Annotated in this window: 17 protein-coding genes and 1 tRNA gene; 10 read left to right on the top strand and 8 right to left on the bottom strand. The window is 64.9% G+C overall.

Annotated features, from left to right (window positions below):
- Positions 1 to 73: 73 nt before the first annotated feature.
- Positions 74 to 271, bottom strand: coding sequence for a YbdD/YjiX family protein (locus AC1DIX_RS19565; RefSeq protein ID WP_435574093.1), 198 nt, complete (start codon positions 269 to 271; stop codon positions 74 to 76).
- Positions 272 to 273: 2 nt separating this feature from the next.
- Positions 274 to 2,340: a carbon starvation CstA family protein gene (locus AC1DIX_RS19560; protein WP_477326643.1), complete on the bottom strand. Its 2,067-nt coding sequence runs from the start codon at positions 2,338 to 2,340 to the stop codon at positions 274 to 276.
- A gap of 271 nt (positions 2,341 to 2,611) precedes the next feature.
- Here AC1DIX_RS19560 and AC1DIX_RS19555 point away from each other — a divergent pair, with 271 nt between their 5' ends.
- The 5 genes from AC1DIX_RS19555 to AC1DIX_RS19535 all read left to right on the top strand — a co-directional run bounded on the left by AC1DIX_RS19555 (position 2,612) and on the right by AC1DIX_RS19535 (position 8,178).
- Positions 2,612 to 3,985: a cache domain-containing protein gene (locus AC1DIX_RS19555; RefSeq protein WP_477326641.1), complete on the top strand. Its 1,374-nt coding sequence runs from the start codon at positions 2,612 to 2,614 to the stop codon at positions 3,983 to 3,985.
- A complete protein-coding gene (locus AC1DIX_RS19550; protein WP_442124696.1) occupies positions 3,975 to 4,607 on the top strand; it encodes a response regulator transcription factor in 633 nt (210 codons plus the stop codon). Before AC1DIX_RS19555 ends, AC1DIX_RS19550 begins: the two co-directional genes overlap by 11 nt.
- Before the next feature lie 132 nt (positions 4,608 to 4,739).
- Complete coding sequence (locus AC1DIX_RS19545; RefSeq protein ID WP_477326639.1) at positions 4,740 to 5,897, top strand: EAL and HDOD domain-containing protein; 1,158 nt, start codon at positions 4,740 to 4,742, stop codon at positions 5,895 to 5,897.
- Positions 5,890 to 7,947: a putative bifunctional diguanylate cyclase/phosphodiesterase gene (locus tag AC1DIX_RS19540; RefSeq protein ID WP_477326637.1), complete on the top strand. Its 2,058-nt coding sequence runs from the start codon at positions 5,890 to 5,892 to the stop codon at positions 7,945 to 7,947. The genes AC1DIX_RS19545 and AC1DIX_RS19540 overlap by 8 nt, the downstream gene beginning before the upstream one ends.
- A 141-nt stretch (positions 7,948 to 8,088) precedes the next feature.
- A tRNA-Ser gene (locus AC1DIX_RS19535) sits at positions 8,089 to 8,178 on the top strand.
- 228 nt (positions 8,179 to 8,406) lie between these two features.
- Here the strand turns inward: AC1DIX_RS19535 and AC1DIX_RS19530 are convergent.
- Together AC1DIX_RS19530 and AC1DIX_RS19525 are read right to left on the bottom strand one after the other, a co-directional pair.
- The gene (locus tag AC1DIX_RS19530) at positions 8,407 to 10,182 is read right to left on the bottom strand and encodes a class I SAM-dependent methyltransferase (protein ID WP_477326635.1); all 1,776 of its coding nucleotides are present in this window, start codon (positions 10,180 to 10,182) and stop codon (positions 8,407 to 8,409) included.
- Positions 10,183 to 10,287: 105 nt separating this feature from the next.
- Positions 10,288 to 10,659: a hypothetical protein gene (locus tag AC1DIX_RS19525; protein ID WP_477326633.1), complete on the bottom strand. Its 372-nt coding sequence runs from the start codon at positions 10,657 to 10,659 to the stop codon at positions 10,288 to 10,290.
- A gap of 154 nt (positions 10,660 to 10,813) precedes the next feature.
- Between AC1DIX_RS19525 and AC1DIX_RS19520 the strand changes: the two genes are divergently transcribed.
- Entirely contained in the window at positions 10,814 to 11,206 is a 393-nt protein-coding gene (locus AC1DIX_RS19520) for a hypothetical protein (protein ID WP_477326631.1), read from the top strand.
- A 52-nt stretch (positions 11,207 to 11,258) separates the two neighbouring features.
- Here the strand turns inward: AC1DIX_RS19520 and AC1DIX_RS19515 are convergent, their stop codons facing one another.
- Together AC1DIX_RS19515 and AC1DIX_RS19510 are read right to left on the bottom strand one after the other, a co-directional pair.
- Positions 11,259 to 11,822: a PEP-CTERM sorting domain-containing protein gene (locus AC1DIX_RS19515; protein WP_477326629.1), complete on the bottom strand. Its 564-nt coding sequence runs from the start codon at positions 11,820 to 11,822 to the stop codon at positions 11,259 to 11,261.
- A gap of 113 nt (positions 11,823 to 11,935) precedes the next feature.
- On the bottom strand, positions 11,936 to 13,432 hold the full coding sequence (locus tag AC1DIX_RS19510) for an amidase (protein WP_477326627.1): 1,497 nt from the start codon (positions 13,430 to 13,432) through the stop codon (positions 11,936 to 11,938).
- A gap of 67 nt (positions 13,433 to 13,499) precedes the next feature.
- Here AC1DIX_RS19510 and AC1DIX_RS19505 point away from each other — a divergent pair, with 67 nt between their 5' ends.
- Complete coding sequence (locus AC1DIX_RS19505) at positions 13,500 to 14,231, top strand: transcriptional regulator (RefSeq protein ID WP_477326625.1); 732 nt, start codon at positions 13,500 to 13,502, stop codon at positions 14,229 to 14,231.
- Positions 14,232 to 14,237: 6 nt separating this feature from the next.
- Here the strand turns inward: AC1DIX_RS19505 and AC1DIX_RS19500 are convergent, their stop codons facing one another.
- Positions 14,238 to 16,382 (bottom strand): TonB-dependent receptor plug domain-containing protein, encoded by a 2,145-nt coding sequence (locus tag AC1DIX_RS19500; RefSeq protein WP_477326623.1) that lies wholly within the window; start codon positions 16,380 to 16,382, stop codon positions 14,238 to 14,240.
- Positions 16,383 to 16,520: 138 nt separating this feature from the next.
- On the opposite strand from AC1DIX_RS19500, the gene AC1DIX_RS19495 reads away from it, so the two are divergent.
- From AC1DIX_RS19495 to AC1DIX_RS19485, 3 genes are read left to right on the top strand one after another with little or no spacing between them, the layout of a single operon-like run.
- The gene (locus AC1DIX_RS19495; RefSeq protein ID WP_442124072.1) at positions 16,521 to 16,850 is read left to right on the top strand and encodes an ArsR/SmtB family transcription factor; all 330 of its coding nucleotides are present in this window, start codon (positions 16,521 to 16,523) and stop codon (positions 16,848 to 16,850) included.
- Positions 16,851 to 16,858: 8 nt separating this feature from the next.
- The gene (locus AC1DIX_RS19490) at positions 16,859 to 17,116 is read left to right on the top strand and encodes a hypothetical protein (RefSeq protein ID WP_442124073.1); all 258 of its coding nucleotides are present in this window, start codon (positions 16,859 to 16,861) and stop codon (positions 17,114 to 17,116) included.
- A 43-nt stretch (positions 17,117 to 17,159) separates the two neighbouring features.
- Positions 17,160 to 17,594, top strand: coding sequence for a hypothetical protein (locus tag AC1DIX_RS19485; RefSeq protein ID WP_442124074.1), 435 nt, complete (start codon positions 17,160 to 17,162; stop codon positions 17,592 to 17,594).
- Here the strand turns inward: AC1DIX_RS19485 and AC1DIX_RS19480 are convergent.
- Entirely contained in the window at positions 17,561 to 18,904 is a 1,344-nt protein-coding gene (locus tag AC1DIX_RS19480) for an alpha-amylase family glycosyl hydrolase (protein ID WP_477326621.1), read from the bottom strand. The two genes, AC1DIX_RS19485 and AC1DIX_RS19480, sit on opposite strands and share 34 nt — an antisense overlap.
- Positions 18,905 to 19,070 lie beyond the last annotated feature (166 nt).

Genomic DNA, 19,070 nt, shown 5'->3' with positions numbered 1-19,070 from the left:
AGAGGGAGAGGAATAAAAAAGGGACGCACAGTGGCGTCCCTTCCTTGGCATTACACGGGCGTCAGCAAGGACGTCAGCAACAGCCGCCGCGCTTGCCGTTGCCGTAGCGGGCCTGCTGGCGCTCGCGGAAAAACTCTTCGTAGCTCATGATGGGCTGACCGGGATGGGTCTTTTCCATGTGGGCCACATAGGTATCGTATTCCGGCAGGCCGACCATCAGGCGCATGCTTTGCCCGAGGTAGCGGCCCGCCTGTGCGAGCGTGCTGAACATGATTAAGCCTCGACCGCCGGCTCGACCGGCACAAACGGGGTTTCCTTGACCGTCGGACGCGCTTCCCTGTTCGCGCGCAGGGCGGTACGGATGCCGAACACCAGCACGGCGATCACCACGAACATGAAGAAGCCGCACAGGGTGGCGTCGACATAGTCGTTGAAGATCACGCGGCTCATCTGGTCCAGGCTCTTGGCCGGCGCCAGCACCTGGCCCTGGTCGAGGGCGGCCTGGAATTTCTTCGCATGCGAGACGAAACCGATCTTGACGTTCTCATGAAAGATCTTCTGCCAGCCGGCGGTCAGGGTGCAGATCAGCAGCCAGATGGTCGGCACGATGGTGACCCAGGCGTACTGGGCGCGCTTCATCTTGAACAGCACGACGGTGCCCAGGGTCAGCGCGATACCGGCCAGCATCTGGTTGGCGATGCCGAACAGCGGCCACAGGGTGTTGATGCCGCCCAGCGGATCGACCACGCCCTGGTACAGGAAATAGCCCCAGGCAGCCACGCACAGGCCGGTGGCGATCAGGTTGGCCGGCAGCGACTCGGTCTTCTTGAAGGCCGGGGCGAAGGCGCCCAGCAGGTCCTGCAGCATGAAGCGGCCGGCGCGCGTGCCCGCATCCACCGCGGTCAGGATGAACAGGGCCTCGAACAGGATCGCGAAGTGGTACCAGAAGGCCATCATGGTCTTGCCGCCAACCACGTTCGACAGGATGTGGGCCATGCCGACCGCCAGGGTCGGGGCGCCGCCGGCGCGCGAGATGATGGTGTTCTCGCCGACGTCCTTGGCGAGCTGGGTCAGCTGGTCGGGGGTGATCACGAAGCCCCAGTTGGACACGGCCGCGGCGGCGCTCTGCGCGGTGGTGCCGAGCACGGCGGCCGGGCTGTTCATCGCGAAGTAGACGCCCGGATCGATGGTCGATGCCGCGACGAGCGCCATGATGGCGACGAAGGATTCCATCAGCATGCCGCCGTAGCCGATGAAGCGGGCATGGCTTTCGTTCTCGATCATCTTCGGCGTGGTGCCGGACGAGATCAGCGCGTGGAAGCCGGACACGGCGCCGCAGGCGATGGTGATGAACAGGAAGGGGAACAGGCTGCCCGACCAGGCCGGGCCGGTGCCGTCGATGAAGCGGGTGATCGACGGCATCTGCATGTGCGGCGCCACGAACACGATGCCCAGCGCCAGCGCGGCGATGGTACCGATCTTCAGGAAGGTCGACAGGTAGTCGCGCGGCGCCAGCAGCAGCCACACGGGGATCACGGAGGCGACGAAGCCGTAGCCGATCAGCATCCAGGTCAGCTGCACGCCGGTGAAGGTGAACATCGGGCCCCAGGTCGGCGAGTCATGCACCCACTGGCCGCCGACGATGGCGAGCATCAGCAGCACGAAGCCGATCAGCGAGACTTCTCCGATGCGGCCGACGCGGATGTATCGCGAGTAGACGCCCATGAACAGCGCGATCGGGATGGTGGCCATCACGGTGAACGAGCCCCACGGCGAGTTGGTCAGCGCCTTCACGACGATCAGCGCCAGCACGGCCAGGATGATCACCATGATCATGAAGGTGCCGAACAGCGCGATGACGCCCGGGATCTCGCCCATTTCGGACTTGATCAGGTCGCCCAGCGAGCGGCCGTCGCGGCGCATCGACAGGAACAGCACCATGAAGTCCTGCACCGCGCCGGCGAACACGACGCCGGCCAGGATCCACAGCATGCCCGGCAGGTAGCCCATCTGGGCCGCCAGCACGGGACCGACGAGCGGGCCGGCGCCGGCGATCGCGGCGAAGTGGTGGCCGAACAGCACGTAGCGGTTGGTCGGCACGAAATCCAGGCCGTCGTTGTATTTGTAGGCCGGGGTCTGGCGGCGCGGGTCCAGGCTCATCACCTTGTCGGCGATGTACAGGCTGTAGAAGCGGTAGGCGATCAGGTAGACGCAGACAGCGGCGACGACGACCCAGACCGCGTTGATGGACTCGCCGCGATTCAACGCGACATAGGCGAGCGCAATGGCGCCCGCCAGCGAAAGCGCAGCCCAACCGAGCCGGCTTGTAAGACGATTCATGGTGACTCCTCCAGAGGTGATTGCTTATTCTGCGAATGCTTTTTCTGTGTGGGTACAGCAAAACCGGGCGGGGCCGGCTTACATTCGTGGCAAGCTATCAATCAGTATCTTGCACCTCTTTACAATCAACAAGCGCATGATTACGCAGTCGACTGCGTAGTGCTACGTAGTTGCTGCGCCTGCAAGACTGCGGTCGCGCCGAACCGGTTTCTGGCCTGTCCAGCTGGTCGGGCGTACAATCTCATGTTACGACGAAAACCATGCGCACGGAATGAAGTTACGGCAGAAGCTGATTTTTCTCGCGATCGCCCCGCTGATCGTGGCCTTGTGCGCGATTGCACTTTTTATCCGGCAGCAGGCGGTCACCCTGGCCCAGCAGCAGCGCGCCACCATCCAGCAGGCCTACCTGGCCACCAAGCAGGCCGAACTCGAGCACTACGTGGAACTGGCCTCGCACGCGATCGCCCACCTGACGTCCTCGGGCCGCAAGGACCCGGCCACGCTGGAAGAAGCCAAGCGCGTGCTGGCCTCGCTCAGCTTCGGCAACGACGGCTATTTCTTCGTCTACGACATGAACGGCCGCAACCTGATGCATCCGCGCCAGCCCGAGCTGGTCGGACGCGACCTGTGGAACCTGCACGACCAGTTCGGCGCGCCGACCATCCAGAACCTGATCGCCAGGGCGAAGCAGGGCGGCGGACTGATACGCTACAACTGGGCCAAGCCCTCGACCGGTGTGGCCGCGCCCAAGCTCGGCTACGTGGTCTTGATCCCCGACTGGGGCTGGATGATGGGCAGCGGCCTCTACCTGGACGACGTCGACGCCGCCCTCGAGAAGGTGGACGCCCAGCAGAAGCGCAATATCGAGACCACGATGTGGTGGATCGCCGGCCTGGCGATCCTGTCGGCGCTGGTGGTCGCCAGCTCCGGGCTGGTGCTGAACGTCAGCGAATCGCGGGTCGCCGACGCCAAGCTGAAGGTGCTGGCGCAGCGCGTGGTCGATTCGCAGGAGACGGAGCGGGCGCGCCTGTCGCGCGACCTGCACGACGGCATCAGCCAGTGGCTGGTGTCGATCAAGCTCCAGATCGAGGCCGGCGTGATCCGCCTGGCGGGCGGCCCGGAACAGCAGCAGCAGGCGCGCGCCAGTTTCGAGCGCACCGCCGAGGAACTCAACAAGGTGCTGGGCGAGGTGAGGCGCATCTCGCACGACCTGCGTCCGACCCTGCTGGACGACATGGGCCTGGCCGCCGCCCTCGAACATCTGGCCGAGGAATTCAGCCAGCACAGCGGCATGCCGGTCGCGTTCACGTCCCAGGGCCAGGTCGAAGGCCTGCCGCAGGTGGTGGGCACGGTCCTGTTCCGCATCGCCCAGGAAGCGCTGACGAATATCGAGCGGCATGCCGGCGCCCGCACCATCGGGCTGGCACTGGGCCGCCGCCGCGGCCAGTTGACCCTCGCCATCGAGGACGACGGCGCCGGCTTCGACACCGAGGACGTGGCCGTGCACCCGCAGCGCGGCATCGGCCTGCGCAACATGATGGAGCGGCTGGACGCGATCGGCGGCACGCTCCAGATCACATCATCGAAGGCGGGCACCGTGGTGCGCGCGATCGTCGACCTGAGCCACTGGAACCATGACGACTGAACCTACCGAAAAGCCCGTCCACATCATGCTGGTGGACGACCATCCGCTGGTGCGCGACGGCCTGCGCGCGCGCCTGGAATCGGTGCCGCATTTCCGCGTCGTCGCCGAGGCCGGATCCGGCGCCGAGGCCCTGGCCAAGGCCGGCGCCGCCCAGGTCGACCTGGTGCTGATGGACATCACCATGCGCGACGGCAGCGGCATCGAGGCCACCGCCCAGCTGAGTCGCAGCCATCCCGGCATCGCCGTGCTGATCCTGTCGATGCACGACAAGTTCGAATACGTCAGCCAGGCGATGCAGGCCGGCGCGCGCGGCTATGTGCTGAAGGATTCGCCCGGCAAGGAGATCGTGCTGGCGATCGACGCCGTGATGGCCGGCGGCGTGTATTACAGCGCCCCGGTGGCCCGCCAGCTGGCGCGGCCCTCGATGCCGGACAACCAGCTGACCTCGCGCGAACAGGAAGTGCTGCGCCATATCGCCAACGGCGAATCGAACAAGCAGATCGCCCGTGAACTCGATTTATCGGTGCGCACCGTGGAGACCCACCGCCTGAATATCAAGCGCAAACTGGGCATCGAAGGGCAGGCGGAACTGATCAGATTCGCCGTCCAGCATGCCAGCTGAATCGTATTGACGACAGCTTCGATCAGGATGTGTCCGCAGGGAAACATTCCAGTTGCTTTCCGATAATGGCTGCACTACTATTAGCGACACACTAATCATGCATAATCACTAATGTCTGCAGCCTCGTTCCCGTTGGTTGACATACGCTCGGTAGCCAACGCGCAGAACGAGTGGGTTGCGCTGCTGCTGCGCGCGGCCGAGGGCGGACTCGACGACCCGACGCTGCAGGCCATGTTCGGCCCGCCGGACCTGCTGGCCGCGGTGGCGCCCCTGGATTGCATCGTGCTGCTGGATTCCCCGGCGCTGCTGACACCCCCGATCCTGAAACTGCTGCCGCCGAACCGCGTCGTGCTGGCGGTCGACGCACGTTCGATGGCGGGCGAGGGTGCGGCCAAGCGCCTGGCCGAGCTGCAGATGGACGGCTACCGAGTGCTGCTGGACGGCGACCTGCCGGAAGGGATGAGCCGCCCGGCGGCGCTGCGCAGCGTCTCGCGCGACGTGTCAAGCGATGCCGAGCCGCTGCCGCCAGGCTCGCTGCCGACCCTGTTCGGCCCCCACCTGGCGCGCGGCGTCGACACCCTGGATGCCATGCGCGACTGCGAGAACGCGGGCTTCGCCTGGTTTTCCGGCCGCTACGCGCTCGACGATGCCGGCGCCCAGGACGCGGCCCGCCAGGACGACGGCACCACGCGCCGACGCTTGCTGACCATGCTGGCGCTGCTGGCCCGGGACGCCGATTCGCGCGAGCTCGAAGCCCAGCTGAAACAGGATCCGGGCCTGTCTTTCCACCTGCTCAAGCTGGTGAATTCCGCCGCCTTCTCGGTGGGCGCCCAGATCACCAGCTTCGGCCAGGCCATCAGCCGCATCGGCCGGCGCCAGCTGCAGCGCTGGCTGCAACTGCTGCTGTACGCGCGCCAGCATCCGGACGGCCCGCCGAATCTGCTGCTGCCGATCGCCGCACGGCGCGGCGCGGTGCTGGAAGAACTCTGCAAGCGCGACGGCGGCGACCGCGACGAACAGGATATGGCCTTCATGGCCGGCGTCTTCTCCCTGCTCGACCGCCTGTTCCACATGCCAATGGCCGAGCTGCTGCTCGACCTGAACCTGCCGGAGGAGGTGGAACAAGCCCTGCTGGTCCGCGAAGGCCGGCTGGGCCAGCGCCTGCGCCTGTGCGAACTGCCGGGCCCAAGCCGAGCCGTGCTGGAAGCGGCCGGCGTCGACGGTCTGGCTTGGTGGCAGGCCCAACTCCACGCCTATCACTGGGCAATCCAGGTAGCACGCAATGTCTGAGCTGCCAGCCGCTGCGCCACAGGATCTCATCGGCAGCAGCGCTGCCCTCTGCCAGGCCGTACTCAAGCTGCGCGGCGACACCCTCCACAAGGAGCTGGGACGCATCGCCGCCGGTCTGCTGGCCTGCCCGCAGGCCGACTTCATCGCCGGCGCTGCACCGGCCGATATACGCGCCGAGGCGCCGGGCGGCGCGCTGGCCGCGCCGGTGACCTTGAACGGCGATTGCCTGGGCCGCTACGAAATCCAGGGCCGGCCCTTCCTTGAGGACGACCGCCGCCAGCTCGACGCCCTCGCCACCTTGACCGCGACCCTGATGCAGATGCACGGCCTGGCCCAGCGCACCACCCACGCCTACGCCCAGGTCGAGGCCCAGCTGGCGCACCAGTCGCAGATCCTGGACCAGATCCACGAATCGGTGCTGACCATGGACCGCATGGGCTACATCACCAGCTGGAACCGCGGCGCCGAGCAGCTGTTCGGCTACACCTCGGTGGAAGCGGTGGGACGGCACATCCTGTTCCTCTACGTCGACGAGATGGAGGACGAAGGCGCCGACTTCCCGGACGCCTTCGCCGAACAGGGCGGTCGCATGATGGAGGTAAGGCGCCGAAAAAAGTCCGGCGAGGTGTTCTGGGCCAGCCTGTCGCTGTCGCCGCTGCGCGACCTCGAAGACAATCCAATCGGCCTGATCGCCTACCTGACCGACATCACCGAGCGCAAGCTGGCCGAGGAACGCCTGCACCACCTGGCTTACTACCAGGAGCTGAGCGGCCTGCCGAACCGCACGCTGTTCGCGCGCCTGGTCGACCAGGGCCTGATGTCCGCCCAGCGCAACGAAGGCACGGCCTGCGTGCTGTACGTGGACCTGAACCGCTTCAAGCTGATTAACGGCACCCTGGGCCGCACCGTCGGCGACGAGCTGCTGCGCCAGGTCGCCCAGCGCTTCCGCGGCGCCCTGCGCGACGAGGACGTCGTCGCCCACCTGGCCGCCGACGAATTCGCGATCGGCCTGTTCGACGTGCGCCAGCACTTCGAAGCCACCACGGTGGCGCAGAAGCTGCAGGCGGTGCTCGAAGCCCCGTTCCCGATCGGCGGCCACGACCTGCGCGTCGGCGCCAGCGTCGGCATCAGCGTCTATCCACAGGACGGCACCGACGCCGAAACCCTGCTGCGCATGGCCGACATCGCGATGCAGCGCGTCAAGGAGAGAGTGGAGAACCCCGACCAGAGCGTGGCCTTCTACCGCCTCGACATGAACGAGGGGATGCAGCAGCGCATGCACATCGAGTCCGGCCTGCGCCACGCCCTCGGCAACGGCGAGCTGCTGCTGCACTACCAGCCGAAATTCGAGATCGGCAGCGGACGTTTGGTGGGCGCCGAAGCCCTGGTGCGCTGGATGCATCCGCAGCGCGGCATGGTGGCGCCGGACGAATTCATCCCGCTGGCCGAGACCACGGGCCTGATCGTGCAGGTGGGAGAGTGGGTGCTGGAACAGGCCTGCGCCCAGGCCGCGGTCTGGCAGCGCGCCGGCCTGCCGCCGTTCCGCCTGGCGGTGAACGTCTCGGCGCGCGAATTCACGTCCTCGCTGCCGGGCAGGGTGGAGGGCACGCTGAACCGCTACCGCATCGACGCCTCCTGGCTCGAGCTGGAGATCACCGAGAGCACGCTGATGCACGACATCGACTACGTCATCGGCATCATGGACCGCATCAGCGCCCTGGGTGTGGCCCTGTCGCTGGACGACTTCGGCACCGGATATTCGAGCCTCTCCTACCTGAAGCGCTTCCCGATCGACACCCTGAAGATCGACCGCTCGTTCACGACCGGGATCCCGGTCGACGTGAGCGACTGCGCGATCGCCAGCACCATCATCAGCATGGGCCGCAAGCTGGGGCACCGCGTGATTGCCGAGGGTGTCGAGACGGTGGAGCAGACCGAGTTCCTGCGGCAGGCAGGGTGTGACGAGGTGCAGGGGTATTTGTATGGGAAGCCGCTGCCGGCGTATGAGTTCGAGAAGGCGCTGCGGGAGAATTGGTTGCTGGTGGCCTGAGGCTGCACGAGTTGGGCGGGGAATATGCACCGTCGTCCCCGCGAAGGCGGGGATTCAAGTTTGCCTGCACTACGTTAGCTCACACTTGGCCGTCGAAGCCCGCCTGTCAGGCAACGATTTATGTATAATGCCGGTTCCCAAGGAAGCGTGGCCGAGTGGTTGAAGGCAGCAGTCTTGAAAACTGCCGACGGGTTAAACCGTTCGTGAGTTCGAATCTCACCGCTTCCGCCAAGCATACTGAACTAAAGCCCCACATATTGGGGCTTTTTTCGTTTCATCATATTGCTACGAGAATGAAGTGTAGTCCGAAGCCGCCTCCTCTCCCGGCAAAATATAGGAATTGAATAAAATTGCCGTCCAGATAAAATTGGACGTGTTGACTCGCTAGAGGTTTGGCATTGGTGCATGAACTTGGCGCGCAGACGCGTGATTCGACCGCCCAGCCACATGGCGTTGCCATTACCATGAGCGCACTTCGGTCATCGATGCATCCGTGTCGACAGGCTGGCGATCATCTGTCCTGCCGCGATTCCCGGCGTAGGATGGCTCCCAAGCCCGCAATCCCTGATCCTTGCTCAATCTAATGCGATGTACTTTCATCGCGTCGATGACGTCCGCCGGTTCTGGATCGGTGACGAGTATCGGTAGGGTCTGCGAAGCTTCGAGGAAGAACTGGCGGCGCATGTCCTCGCCCTGGCTCAGGAAGGCATCGCTCCACCATTCACTGATGGTATCGCTGGCACGCTCCAGTGCCGCCTGGGTGACCAGGCGATTCGATTTCTGGATGTTGATCTGCCGTGACGCCGGCACCAAGTTCCATGCGTCGCCGCAGGGCCATGCAGCAAATGGGAAGCAGTGGTCTACGTCGTACTCGTCGCGCAGGCGCGCACCCGACCACACACAGTACACCGGCTTGCCGGCCACGCGGATGCGATCCACGGCCGCCCTGGCGAAGCTGGTGTCGCGTGCAGGGTCCACCCATGTGAGCAGCGAATACGCGAGCGTGCGGACGTCCGGCCGCCCGTCGTTGCAATAGGAATCGATCAACCTCACCCATTCCGACACCAGCACCGGCTCGATCCATACGTTGTAATGCGTCAGCGCCTGCCAGATCTCAAGCGGGATGCGGAAGTCGCCGAGGCTCCACAGGAAGGGTTCGTCGATCTGGAGTTGAACTGGTGTAGCGATCATGCGGCGCCGCGTGACCTCGAAGATCGGATTGTCGCTCGATGGCCAGCGCAGGTAGGTCGCAGGCATATTGCGGATCACCTGTGAAATCTCCGACAGGCTGCGATGGAGATGCTTCGCTGACTGTCCATTGAATACGGACCCAATCCGCAATTCAACTGTGGTGACAGGTCGAAGCGCAAGAAAGCTATCGGTGAGAAAGCCAGGACCGTTCCCAGACTGAGAACCCGGCATTTGCGGCAGCGCGTTTTCGATCAGCGGCTTGTACATGCGCATCCAGAAGAGCGATACCAGCCCCAATGGTACGACCACGGAATCAGCTTCATAGCGGGCCGTACCCGCCGCGGCATCGGCAATCCGGGCCAGCACGCGAAGAAGCGCAATCTTGTAAGTCGACGACTTTCCGTCGACCAGGATCAGATGCCGCAACAAGGGCAGGGCGCCCAGACCGTCATCGGGAAGTCCAAGTACGACGTTTGTCCATGAGACCTCGTTCCGGCCAAGTTTGTCATGGCTATCGCTTGTGCGCACGACCCGCAGTCCGAACTGTTGGGCGAGGCTCGCCAATTCTGGCAATGAGACCTCATGCATTGCTCGCTCGGTATCGGGCCTCCCCAGCCGGAGACTGATCGCGATGCGTCCTTTCGGCGCCAGCAGCGTTGCCAGCTTTCTTAGCGAACGCTGACGCGCTGCCGGAGGAATATGCATCCAGACGGCGGACAAGAGAATGAGATCGAAGCTTAGGCCGAGGCGCCGAACGTTCGCAAGGTCCGGCAGGCTATCGGATACCCAGTGAATTCGCGTTGACGGATGTAGCTTGCGCGCATGGGCGAGCATGGCGTCCGAGGGCTCGACGGCAACGACGTCATATCCATTTGCCGCGAACCAGGCCGCGTCACGGCCGGAGCCGGCGCCAATGTCGAGCACTGTGCCACCAGGTGGCGGAAGCAAGTCAAGCAGGCTTGCGTGAACCTCTTGAAAGGATAGCGACTCATACTGCTCAACCAGCCGGGAGGCATGCTGTTCGTAGTGAGGAATGAGGGCCATCGACGGTAGTTCAATATTGTTGAGCTACCGTCGATTGTAGTCCGGAAACGAGCGTCATTAAACTTTGTTTGCCCCGCTTATGGAATTTCCAGCGCGGAGCAATGATCAGGACTTGGCTGCGCAAGCCTTCCCATGCTCCCCATGAAAGCCCTTGGCCTTGGCATCCGCCTCGGTCATGTATTCGCCTTTCTTGGTCTTGCCATAGTACTTGTCACCCTCGCAGTGATACACCTTGCTGGACGTATTCACCCAAACCTTCCCGTTACCGCCACCCGGCGCCTGTTCCATCGGCGCGGCCTTGGCCTTGGTGGTTTTTTCAGCAGCCTTGGTGGCCTTCTCGTGGGTCTCGTGCATCTTGGCCGGCGCCGCCTGGCTGGTCGTGCTCGACGGTGCAACCGGATTCGGTACGGTGGTCTGGGCAAATGCGGAAGTCGCCGCAAACATGACCAGGCCGGCCAGCAGTGAGAGTTTTTTCATGATTCTTTCCTTCGAGCGGACACGAATATACGTGCGTGTTCAAATAACGTAGCCCGGCTGCGACGGTTGACCGCAGCATGCATGAAAATGTGTCCAAATGTTTTCGAGTCTTGGCAATACAATATAGTATCGAAACGATAACTGGAGCGACCAAATGCCAAAGCAGCCCAAGCAGCAGCCTCGCCAGGTCCAATGGCTCGAAGACGCGATCGACGAAGACTATGGCGCAGCAGCGCACTACCTGTCGCTGCTCGAGGTCCAGAAAAACGTGGATAAAGCCGTCGCAGAAATGCGATCCGTAGCGATCACGAAGTTCAAGGCGACGGATCTGCTCCGCGCCGCTCAGCTCACGGTGCCGAAAGCGGACGACCGCCCGACTCGCGAGCAGATCAAGAAGATCAAGAATGGCGAAGCGATTTCGCCGGTGCTGCTGATGCGCGCGAGTGCGCTGAAGAAGGTGATCATTGCGGACGGATTTCACCGCGTGTGTGCGGCCTACCGGATCGATCCGGACGTCGTCCTGCATTGCAAACTCGTCGGATCCTGAGTGCCAAGCCAGGGAGACGATCGAAGAGCGCCTCCCTGCGCAAGAAGACAGCTTAATGAACCCGGCGCCGCCGAGCCATCACCCCCAGCAATCCCAACCCACCCAGCATCAAGGCGTACGCCCCAGGCTCCGGCACTGCCGAAATATTCACCAGCACACTGGACGTCGAGGTCAAAGTCTGGCCCGCCTCATTCACATAGATGGTATCGGGACCGAAGCTCACCACCGGGACATAGGTACTCGATGGATCGACTGTTGCACCAGTGATCGTGGGCGCATCCGCAAACGAGAACGCGAAGCCGTTGAATCCGCCCGGCGCCACCGGCCCGCCCGCCGTGTAGCTGATCCGGATCGTCGAGGCGCCGACGTCGACGGTGACGGGCAGTACGTCGAAGCCCACCGCGGTGGACATGAAGCGCCCTTCCGGGAACTCCACGGTCGGGCCGACGGTCGCGGTGAGCGTATTCGTCACCAGGTCGGATGGGGTAACGGCCGTGCAGCAGTAGCCGGCGACGGTGACTTGCGAACCGGTCAGGCTCTGCGCCTGCGCCGCCGGACTGAGCGCGATTGCGGCTGTAGCGGCGGCAAATAAAGCAGATAAGGCTCTGGTTGCCATGATCTCTCCTTTGTCCGAGTCATTCGGGTAGTGGAAAGACCTAATCTCGATGATTGACCGAGTGAGCGTTTGATACTGATCAATTGGAACTCATCGATTTTGAGTTAGCGCACTCAGCCTCGCGCCAGTGACGGCAGGCGGTCGAACCAGGGCTGGGCCTGTTCGAGCTGGCGGGCCAGCTGCAGCAGCCGGTCTTCGCTGCCGAAGGGGCCGACGAATTGCACGCCCAGCGGCAGGCCCTCGTCGGTCCAGTGCAGCGGCACGCTCATCGACGGCGTGCCGGTCAGGTTCGAGAGCTGGGTGAAGGGTACGTAGCGCAGGTTGTCGGTCGCGATTTTCCGGATCGTGCCGTCGAGCAGGCCGAGGCGGGCAAGCACGCCGAGCACGCCAGTGCCGTGCAGGAAGCCCAGCAGCGCCTTTTCCGCGCCCGACTGGTCGCCGGTGCCGTGCTTGACGGGCGGCGCGGCCAGGGTCGGCGTCAGCAGCAGGTCATAGCGCTGGTGGAAGGCGGCGAGGGCGCGCGCGTACTCATTCCAGCGGTTCAGTTGCGCGGTGAGCGACGTCGCCGAGATGCTGTTCCCGAGCGTGACCAGCAGGCGGTTGGTGAGCTCCAGGTCGCTCGCCTTCGCGCCCAGCTTTTTCGCGTGCGTGACGGCGGCCGGGATTTGGCCGAAGTAGATGTGCAGGTAGCTCTGGGCCAATGCGGCGCCGTCGATGCTTGGGGCCGCTTCTTCGACGTGGTGCCCCAGGCTTTCCAGCAGCCGGGCGGCATGCTCGACCGCCTTCACCGCTTCCGGATGCACCTCGGTGCCGATCGGCGAGGCCGTCGTGAAGCCGATGCGCAGCCGTCCCGGCTCGCGCAGCATCGCCTGGGCGTAGGGTTCGGTAGGCGGCGCGATCACGAAGGGATCGCCCGGTTCGGCGCCCTGCAGGACGTCCAGCGCCAGCGCCGAATCGCGCACGCTGCGCGAGATCACGCCTTCGCTGGAGGCGCCGAACCAGCCTTCGGCGGCGCCGGGGCCGGACGAGACCCTTCCGCGGGAGGGCCGCAGGCCGAACAGGCCGCAGCAGGCGGCGGGAATGCGGATCGAGCCGCCACCGTCGTTCCCGGCCGCCATCGGCACGATGCCGGCGGCCACCGCCGCCGCCGCACCGCCGCTGGAGCCGCCCGGGGTTCGGGTCAGGTCCCAGGGATTGCTGGTGCGGCCGTACAGCTCGGGGTCGGTGACGGCGCGGATCGCGAATTCCGGCAGGTTGGTCTTGCCGAAGATGACCAGGCCGGACTTCAGGAAGCGCTCGACCACATGGGAGTGGCGGGCGGGGACGATGTTCTGCATGGCGCGGCTGCCGTAGCTGGTGGGCAGGCCGGCGTAATCCTGCCGGCCGTCCTTGATCAGGAAGGGCACGCCGGCGAAGGGGCCGCCCAGCGGGCCGCCGAGCTGGCCGCGCGCCTGGTCTTCCATCAGCCGCACGACGGCGTTCACGCTGCCGTGCACGCGCCGGTGCTGGGCCAGGGCCAGGTCCAGCAGTTCTCCGGGACGGACGTCGCCGCGCGCTACCTGCTGGGCGAGGGACGTGGCGTCGTTGGCAAGATAATCGGCAAGCTGCATTGGCATCCCCTATATTGTTATGGTGTAATCTGACAGCACATATTGTCATAGAAGAMATCTCGCCGCAATGTCCGAAGTTTCCCAACTCATCACGACCATCAAACGCCAGCTCAAGCTGCAGGGCAAGACCTACCGCGACGYCGCCAGCGCGCTGAGACTGTCGGAAGCCAGCGTCAAGCGCCTGCTGACCTCGGATAACCTGGGCGTCGACCGCGTGGTCGAGATCAGCAATATGCTCGGCTTCACCCTGGCCGAACTGGCCCAGGAAGCGGCGGTGACGGAAAGCCGCGTGCGCACCCTCACGCCGGCCCAGGAAAAGGAGCTGGTGTCGGATACGCGGCTGCTGCTGGTGGCCGTGTGCGCGCTGAACCACTGGACCCTGCAGGACATCCTGGCCGTCTACAAGCTGAGCGAGCCGGAGTGCCTGCAGAAGCTGTTGCACCTGGACCGCCTGCACCTGATCGCCCTGATGCCCGGCAACCGGATACGCCTGAACGTGGCGCGCGATTTCGACTGGCTGCCCGACGGGCCGATCCGCCAGTACTTCCGCACCGAAGGCCTGAACGACTTCCTCGACAGCGGCTTCGACAAGCCCGAGCAGTCGCTCGCCTTCACCCACGGCATGCTGACCGAGAGCGCGCTTGCCCGCATGCAGGCCGAGCTGCGCCAGCTGCGCGCCCGCTTCGCCGAGCTGCATGAAGAGAGCCTGGCGTCGCCGCTGCCCAAGCGCCGCGGCAGCGCGCTGCTGCTGGCCTTGCGCGAGTGGGAGCCGGCGGCGTTCACGGCGCTCCGCCGTTAAGCCGGCTTAGAGGTTCTGCTCCCATTGGAGCCGCAAAGTGGTGCGGGCGTGGTAGACGTAGCTGGTCGCCAGGTCATCCTCGCCGCCGTAGACGCTGCGGCCGAAGGAGTTACTATGCAGCAGGTCGGACACCGACAGCCGCAGCTTGCTTTTCCGGTCGCGCTTCCACACCGCGTAGAGGTCGAGCTGGCGCTTGGGGCTGCCATAGTCGGCCAGCAGGGGACTCTGGCGCGAGGCGACACGCCCCCGGTAGCTCATCGTCCCGCCCAGATCGAGCGGCAGTGTCGACGCGCCGACATCGAGTCCCAGGTTGCCGCTCCATGCCGGCTGGCCGGCGATGCGATTGTCCGGCCCCGCCACCGCTTCCAGCCGCGACCAGTTGCGCGCGACATTCACCCGTGCCGCCAGCGCGCCGCGCCGGGTCCTGGCTTCGAATTCCAGTCCCCGCACGGTGGCGCTGCCGGCATTGTCCGGGGTGACGATCCAGACGCCGTTCTGCAGGATCACGCGGTCCAGCGTGATGTCGCGGATGCGCTTGGCGAAGGCGCTGATGCTGAGCATGTCGTCCTTGCCCGCATAATGTTCCCAGGCCAGGTCGGCGCCAAGCGAGAGTTCCGGGCGCAGGTTCGGATTGCCCTGCTGGTCGGGGTTGGTGGCGCTGTTGTTGTTGTCCACCGTGTAGCGGCGCGGCATGAGCTGGACGATCTGCGGCGCCTTGTAGGTGCGGCTGAGGGCAAAGCGGAACTGGTCACCCTTGTTATCCTGGCCGCCGGGCTTGAACAGGGTCTGGAAGATCGGGCTCCAGACACCTGAATCGACGTCCACCGGCGCGTGCGCGCTGCCTTCGCCGGTGGTGCGCAAGTCTTCGCGGCGCAGGCCCAGGTAGGCCGACCAGCCCTCATCGATGTCCCACTCATCCTGGATCCAGAAGGCGGTGCGGACCACCTTGGCACGGTAGTCCTCGTCGCTGTCCAGCAGCGGCCGGCCGGCGGCATCGGCCTGGTGCTCGCGCCGGAATTCCTCGCGCCGCGTGCGGCCCGCTTCCCAGCCCAGGGCCAGCGCGTGGGTCTTCAGGAGCGGCCGGCGGTAGCTGCCGTTGAACGTCAGCCCGCGCTCGGACTGGCCGGAGTCCACGTGGTGGGTTTCGAGCAGGGTATCGGCAAGGTCCATGCCGCGGTAGAGGAAGCCGGCGCCGATCGACTTCGTATAGCCTGACAGCTTGGCCGAGAGGCGCGCGCCCTGGTCCAGCTTGCGGGTCCACGACAGGTCCGCATAGGCTTGCGGCGGCGAGTGGGCGCGGTAGCTGCTGGCGCCGTGCGGGAAACTGCTCGGCGATCCGATCTCCGTGCTCTCCAGCTCGGACTTGGCGTTGTCGATGCGCTTCCAGCGCACCCAGCTTTGCGAAGACAGGGTGTCGTTCGCCGTCGGCTGCCAATCCAGGCGCGGCGCCAGTTCTAGCTGGTCGTTAATCTGCCGGTCTTCCCAGGCCGTATGCCGCAGCAGCGGATGCGCGCGGCGCTCGTCGGTCGTCACGCCGGTATAGGTCTCGTCGCGGCGCTTGAGCGTGGCCGCGAGCGTGTAGGCCAGCGCGTTCGCGCGGCCGGAGTGCTGGAGGCTCAGGCTGGGCGCCGGGTGGCCGTCGGCAATCGAGGCGCCGGCCTTCAGCTCGGTCTGCGGCGCGGCAAGCTTGCCGGCCTTGCGCAGGACGATGTTGATGGCGCCGGCCACCGCCTGGCCGCTGGTCTCGGCGGTGGGCGCGCGCAGGATCTCGATGCGCTCGACCAGCTCGGGATCGATCTCTTCCAGCGAAAAGCCGCCGGGCGCGGGCGTGCCGTTGAGGAGGATGGCCACATAGCCGCTGCCGAGTCCGCGCATGCGGATCGCCGGCTTGCCCGGGGCGCCGTCGATGGTGATGCCGGGCTGGCGCTTCAGCACTTCGATGAGGCTGGCGTCGCCCTGGCGCACGATCTCGTCGCGGGTGACGACGAGGGCGGTGGTGGTCGATTGCGCGCGCTGCTGGAGGGCGCTGGCGCTGACCATCACCTGCTGCACCGCCGCTTGGGACTGTGATGGAGCCTGGGCCTGCGCGCTGGCGCAGGCGTGGACGGCGAGCAGGAGCGCCGCCGGAGTGCCGGTTCGGAGTGTCTTCATCGGATCGCATGGTTTCTGGATGAAAAAAGTATGCGATCCGCTTGCGGTGGCCGGCAAGCGCGGTGGGACGAATGCCCGCATGCCGGTGACGGCATGATTTCGCTTGACTTGTTTTCACGTGTAAGGAATTATTGACACGTGAAAGACGAAACTAAAAAGATCGATGGCGACCGCCTGCTGCTGATGCTGGCGGCGCTCGCGAATCCGCACCGGCTGCGCATCGTCGCGGCGCTCGCGACGGGCGGACGCAACTATGTCAGCCAGCTGGCGCGGGACATCGGCCTGAGCCGGCCGCTGCTGCACCTGCACCTGCAGAAGCTGGCGGAGGCGGGCCTGGTCACCAGCCGGATGGAGTTGTCGGCGGACGGCAAGGCGCTGAATTATTTCGAGGTGGCGGCGTTCGCGGTGCCGCTGGCGCCCGGCCTCATTGCCGAAGCCGTGAAGACCCTGAACAACAAGGAAGAGTAGAGGTTGCCATGTCCACTAGCGTTTATCTGYTGACTCTCTGCCTGCCGCTCGTCACGGTGCTGCTGGTCTTCGGCATGAAGTATTTTGCGTCCGTGCAGCAGGCGAGAAGCCGGCTGGCCCACGACGAGGCCTGGCGCCAGCTGGCGGCCCAGGTGGCCCAATCGCAGGCCGACACGGCCGCCCAGCTTGCCGCCATGAGCGCCACGCTGGCGCGGCTGGAGTCGCGTACTGCCAGCGTCGAGCAGATTCTGAAGCAAGTCGAGTAGGAGCGGTCGCTCCAAACACAAACTTCATTCTACGGAGGCTGTCATGGTCGAGGTATCCCTGTTCCGGCTGTACCTGTTGCGCGCAATGTACCTGTTCATCGTGGTCGGTTTCGGGACCTTCATCTTGCCCGGCATCCTGCACCACCAGGGCCCGTGGGCGCTGACCCAGGGCGTGGTCAACTGCATGCTGGTCGCCTTCTGGATGTTGGCCATCCTCGGGGTGCGCTATCCGCTGCAGATGCTGCCCGTGCTGTTGTGGGAATTCGTGTGGAAGATGGTGTGGCTGCTGGCGGTCGCGCTGCCGGCCTGGCGCAGCGGAACGATGGACGAGGCGACGCAGGCGAATGTCTTCGACTGCGCCCTGGCACTGATCATTCCCTTCGTGCTGCCCTGGCGCTACCTTGTCGCCCACTATGTGAACAAAGCGGGCGACCCGTGGCGTTCTCAGCGCGCCGAGCCCGGCGCCTCGATGCGGTAATCCCAGGCCGCCAGCGACTGCTGCCTGCCGCCGGGCAGGGTGTACTTCTGCGCCGCGTTCGACAGGTTGACGCTGACCTTCACGATATTGCCGTCGCGCTTGCGCTGGAAGGCGAAGACCTTGTCGTTGCCGGTCGCCAGCACCTCGGTGCCGCCGCCGTACTGGCCGTTCCACAGTGCCGGATTATCGTGCTTGAGCTTGAGCAGGCTGGCGTAGAAGGGGGCGTACTGGTAATTCTTCCACTGGATCGGGTCCTTCTCGAAGAACTCGATGCGCTTGTCGAGGCCGGCTTCCTGGCCGCCGTAGATGAGCGGCATGCCGGGCAGGGTGGCGGCCAGCACGGCCATCGCCTTGAAGGCCGGGCCGTAGAGTTCGACGTCGCTGCCGGCCCAGGAGTTCTCGTCGTGGTTCGAGGTGAAGCGCATGCGGTAGGCGCCCGGCGGATAGGCCCTGGGCGGATGCTCCAGGAAGTCCTTCAGCGCACGCGCATCCTTCTTGCCCTTGGCGACGTCCTTGAACAGGTCCTTGGTATCCCAGCCATAGGTCATGTCGAAGGCGTGTTCGTGCAGCTCGGGCTTGTCCGCCTCGGCCAGCATGAAGACGGGCTTGATGCGGTCGAGGGCATCGCGCGCCTGGTTCCAGAACGGGGTCGGCACCTTGCCGGCGACGTCGCAGCGGAAGCCGTCGATGTCGGTTTCGCGCACCCAGTACGCCATCGCCTCGGTCATGCCTTTCCACAGGGCCGGCTTGCTGTAGTCGAGGCCGGTGACGTCGGTCCAGTATTCCGGTTCGGCGCCGTCGGTGTAGGTGACCGGGAAGATTTCGCCCTTGTCGTTCAGCAGGTACCAGTCCTTGTGCTCGACCGTCCACGGATTGTCGAAGGCCGTGTGGTTGGCGACCCAGTCGATCAGCACCTTCATGCCCAGCCCGTGTGCCTGCTTCACGAGGGCCTTGAAATCGGCCAGGGTACCGAATTCCGGATTCACGGCCGTGTAGTCGCGCACCGCGTAATAGCTGCCCAGCGTGCCCTTGCGGTTCTTTTCGCCGATCGGCTGGACCGGCATCAGCCACAGGATGTCGACACCCATTTTCTTGAGGCGCGGAAGGTGGGCGGCGAAGGCCTTGAAAGTCCCTTCCTTCGTGTACTGGCGAATATTGACTTCGTAGATGTTGGCATTCTTCGACCAGGCCACGTGGGCCATCGGCGCTGCGCTTGCGGGGGCAGGCTCGGCGGCAAGGCTGGGGAAGGAGGCGAACACGCCGCTCATGGCGAGGGTGGCTGTAGCAAGGGTACGGGTAAGCTGTCTCATTATCGTCGCTTTCATGTAGTTTAATTACAGCGGTCGACAGATTCTAAACTGGAAACCCGGTAGTGACCAGCGCAACGCACGAGCCCGATTGCTACGTCGGAATACACCGACAAAAACACGAGCCAAGTTGTCGTGCATATTGTGCGATTCTGGACAGAGCGAAGCA

This window comes from Massilia sp. 05N420 (assembly GCF_056397205.1).
The sequence above is the reverse complement of the archived record's forward strand: the minus strand, read 5'-3'. Positions and strand labels throughout refer to the sequence as shown.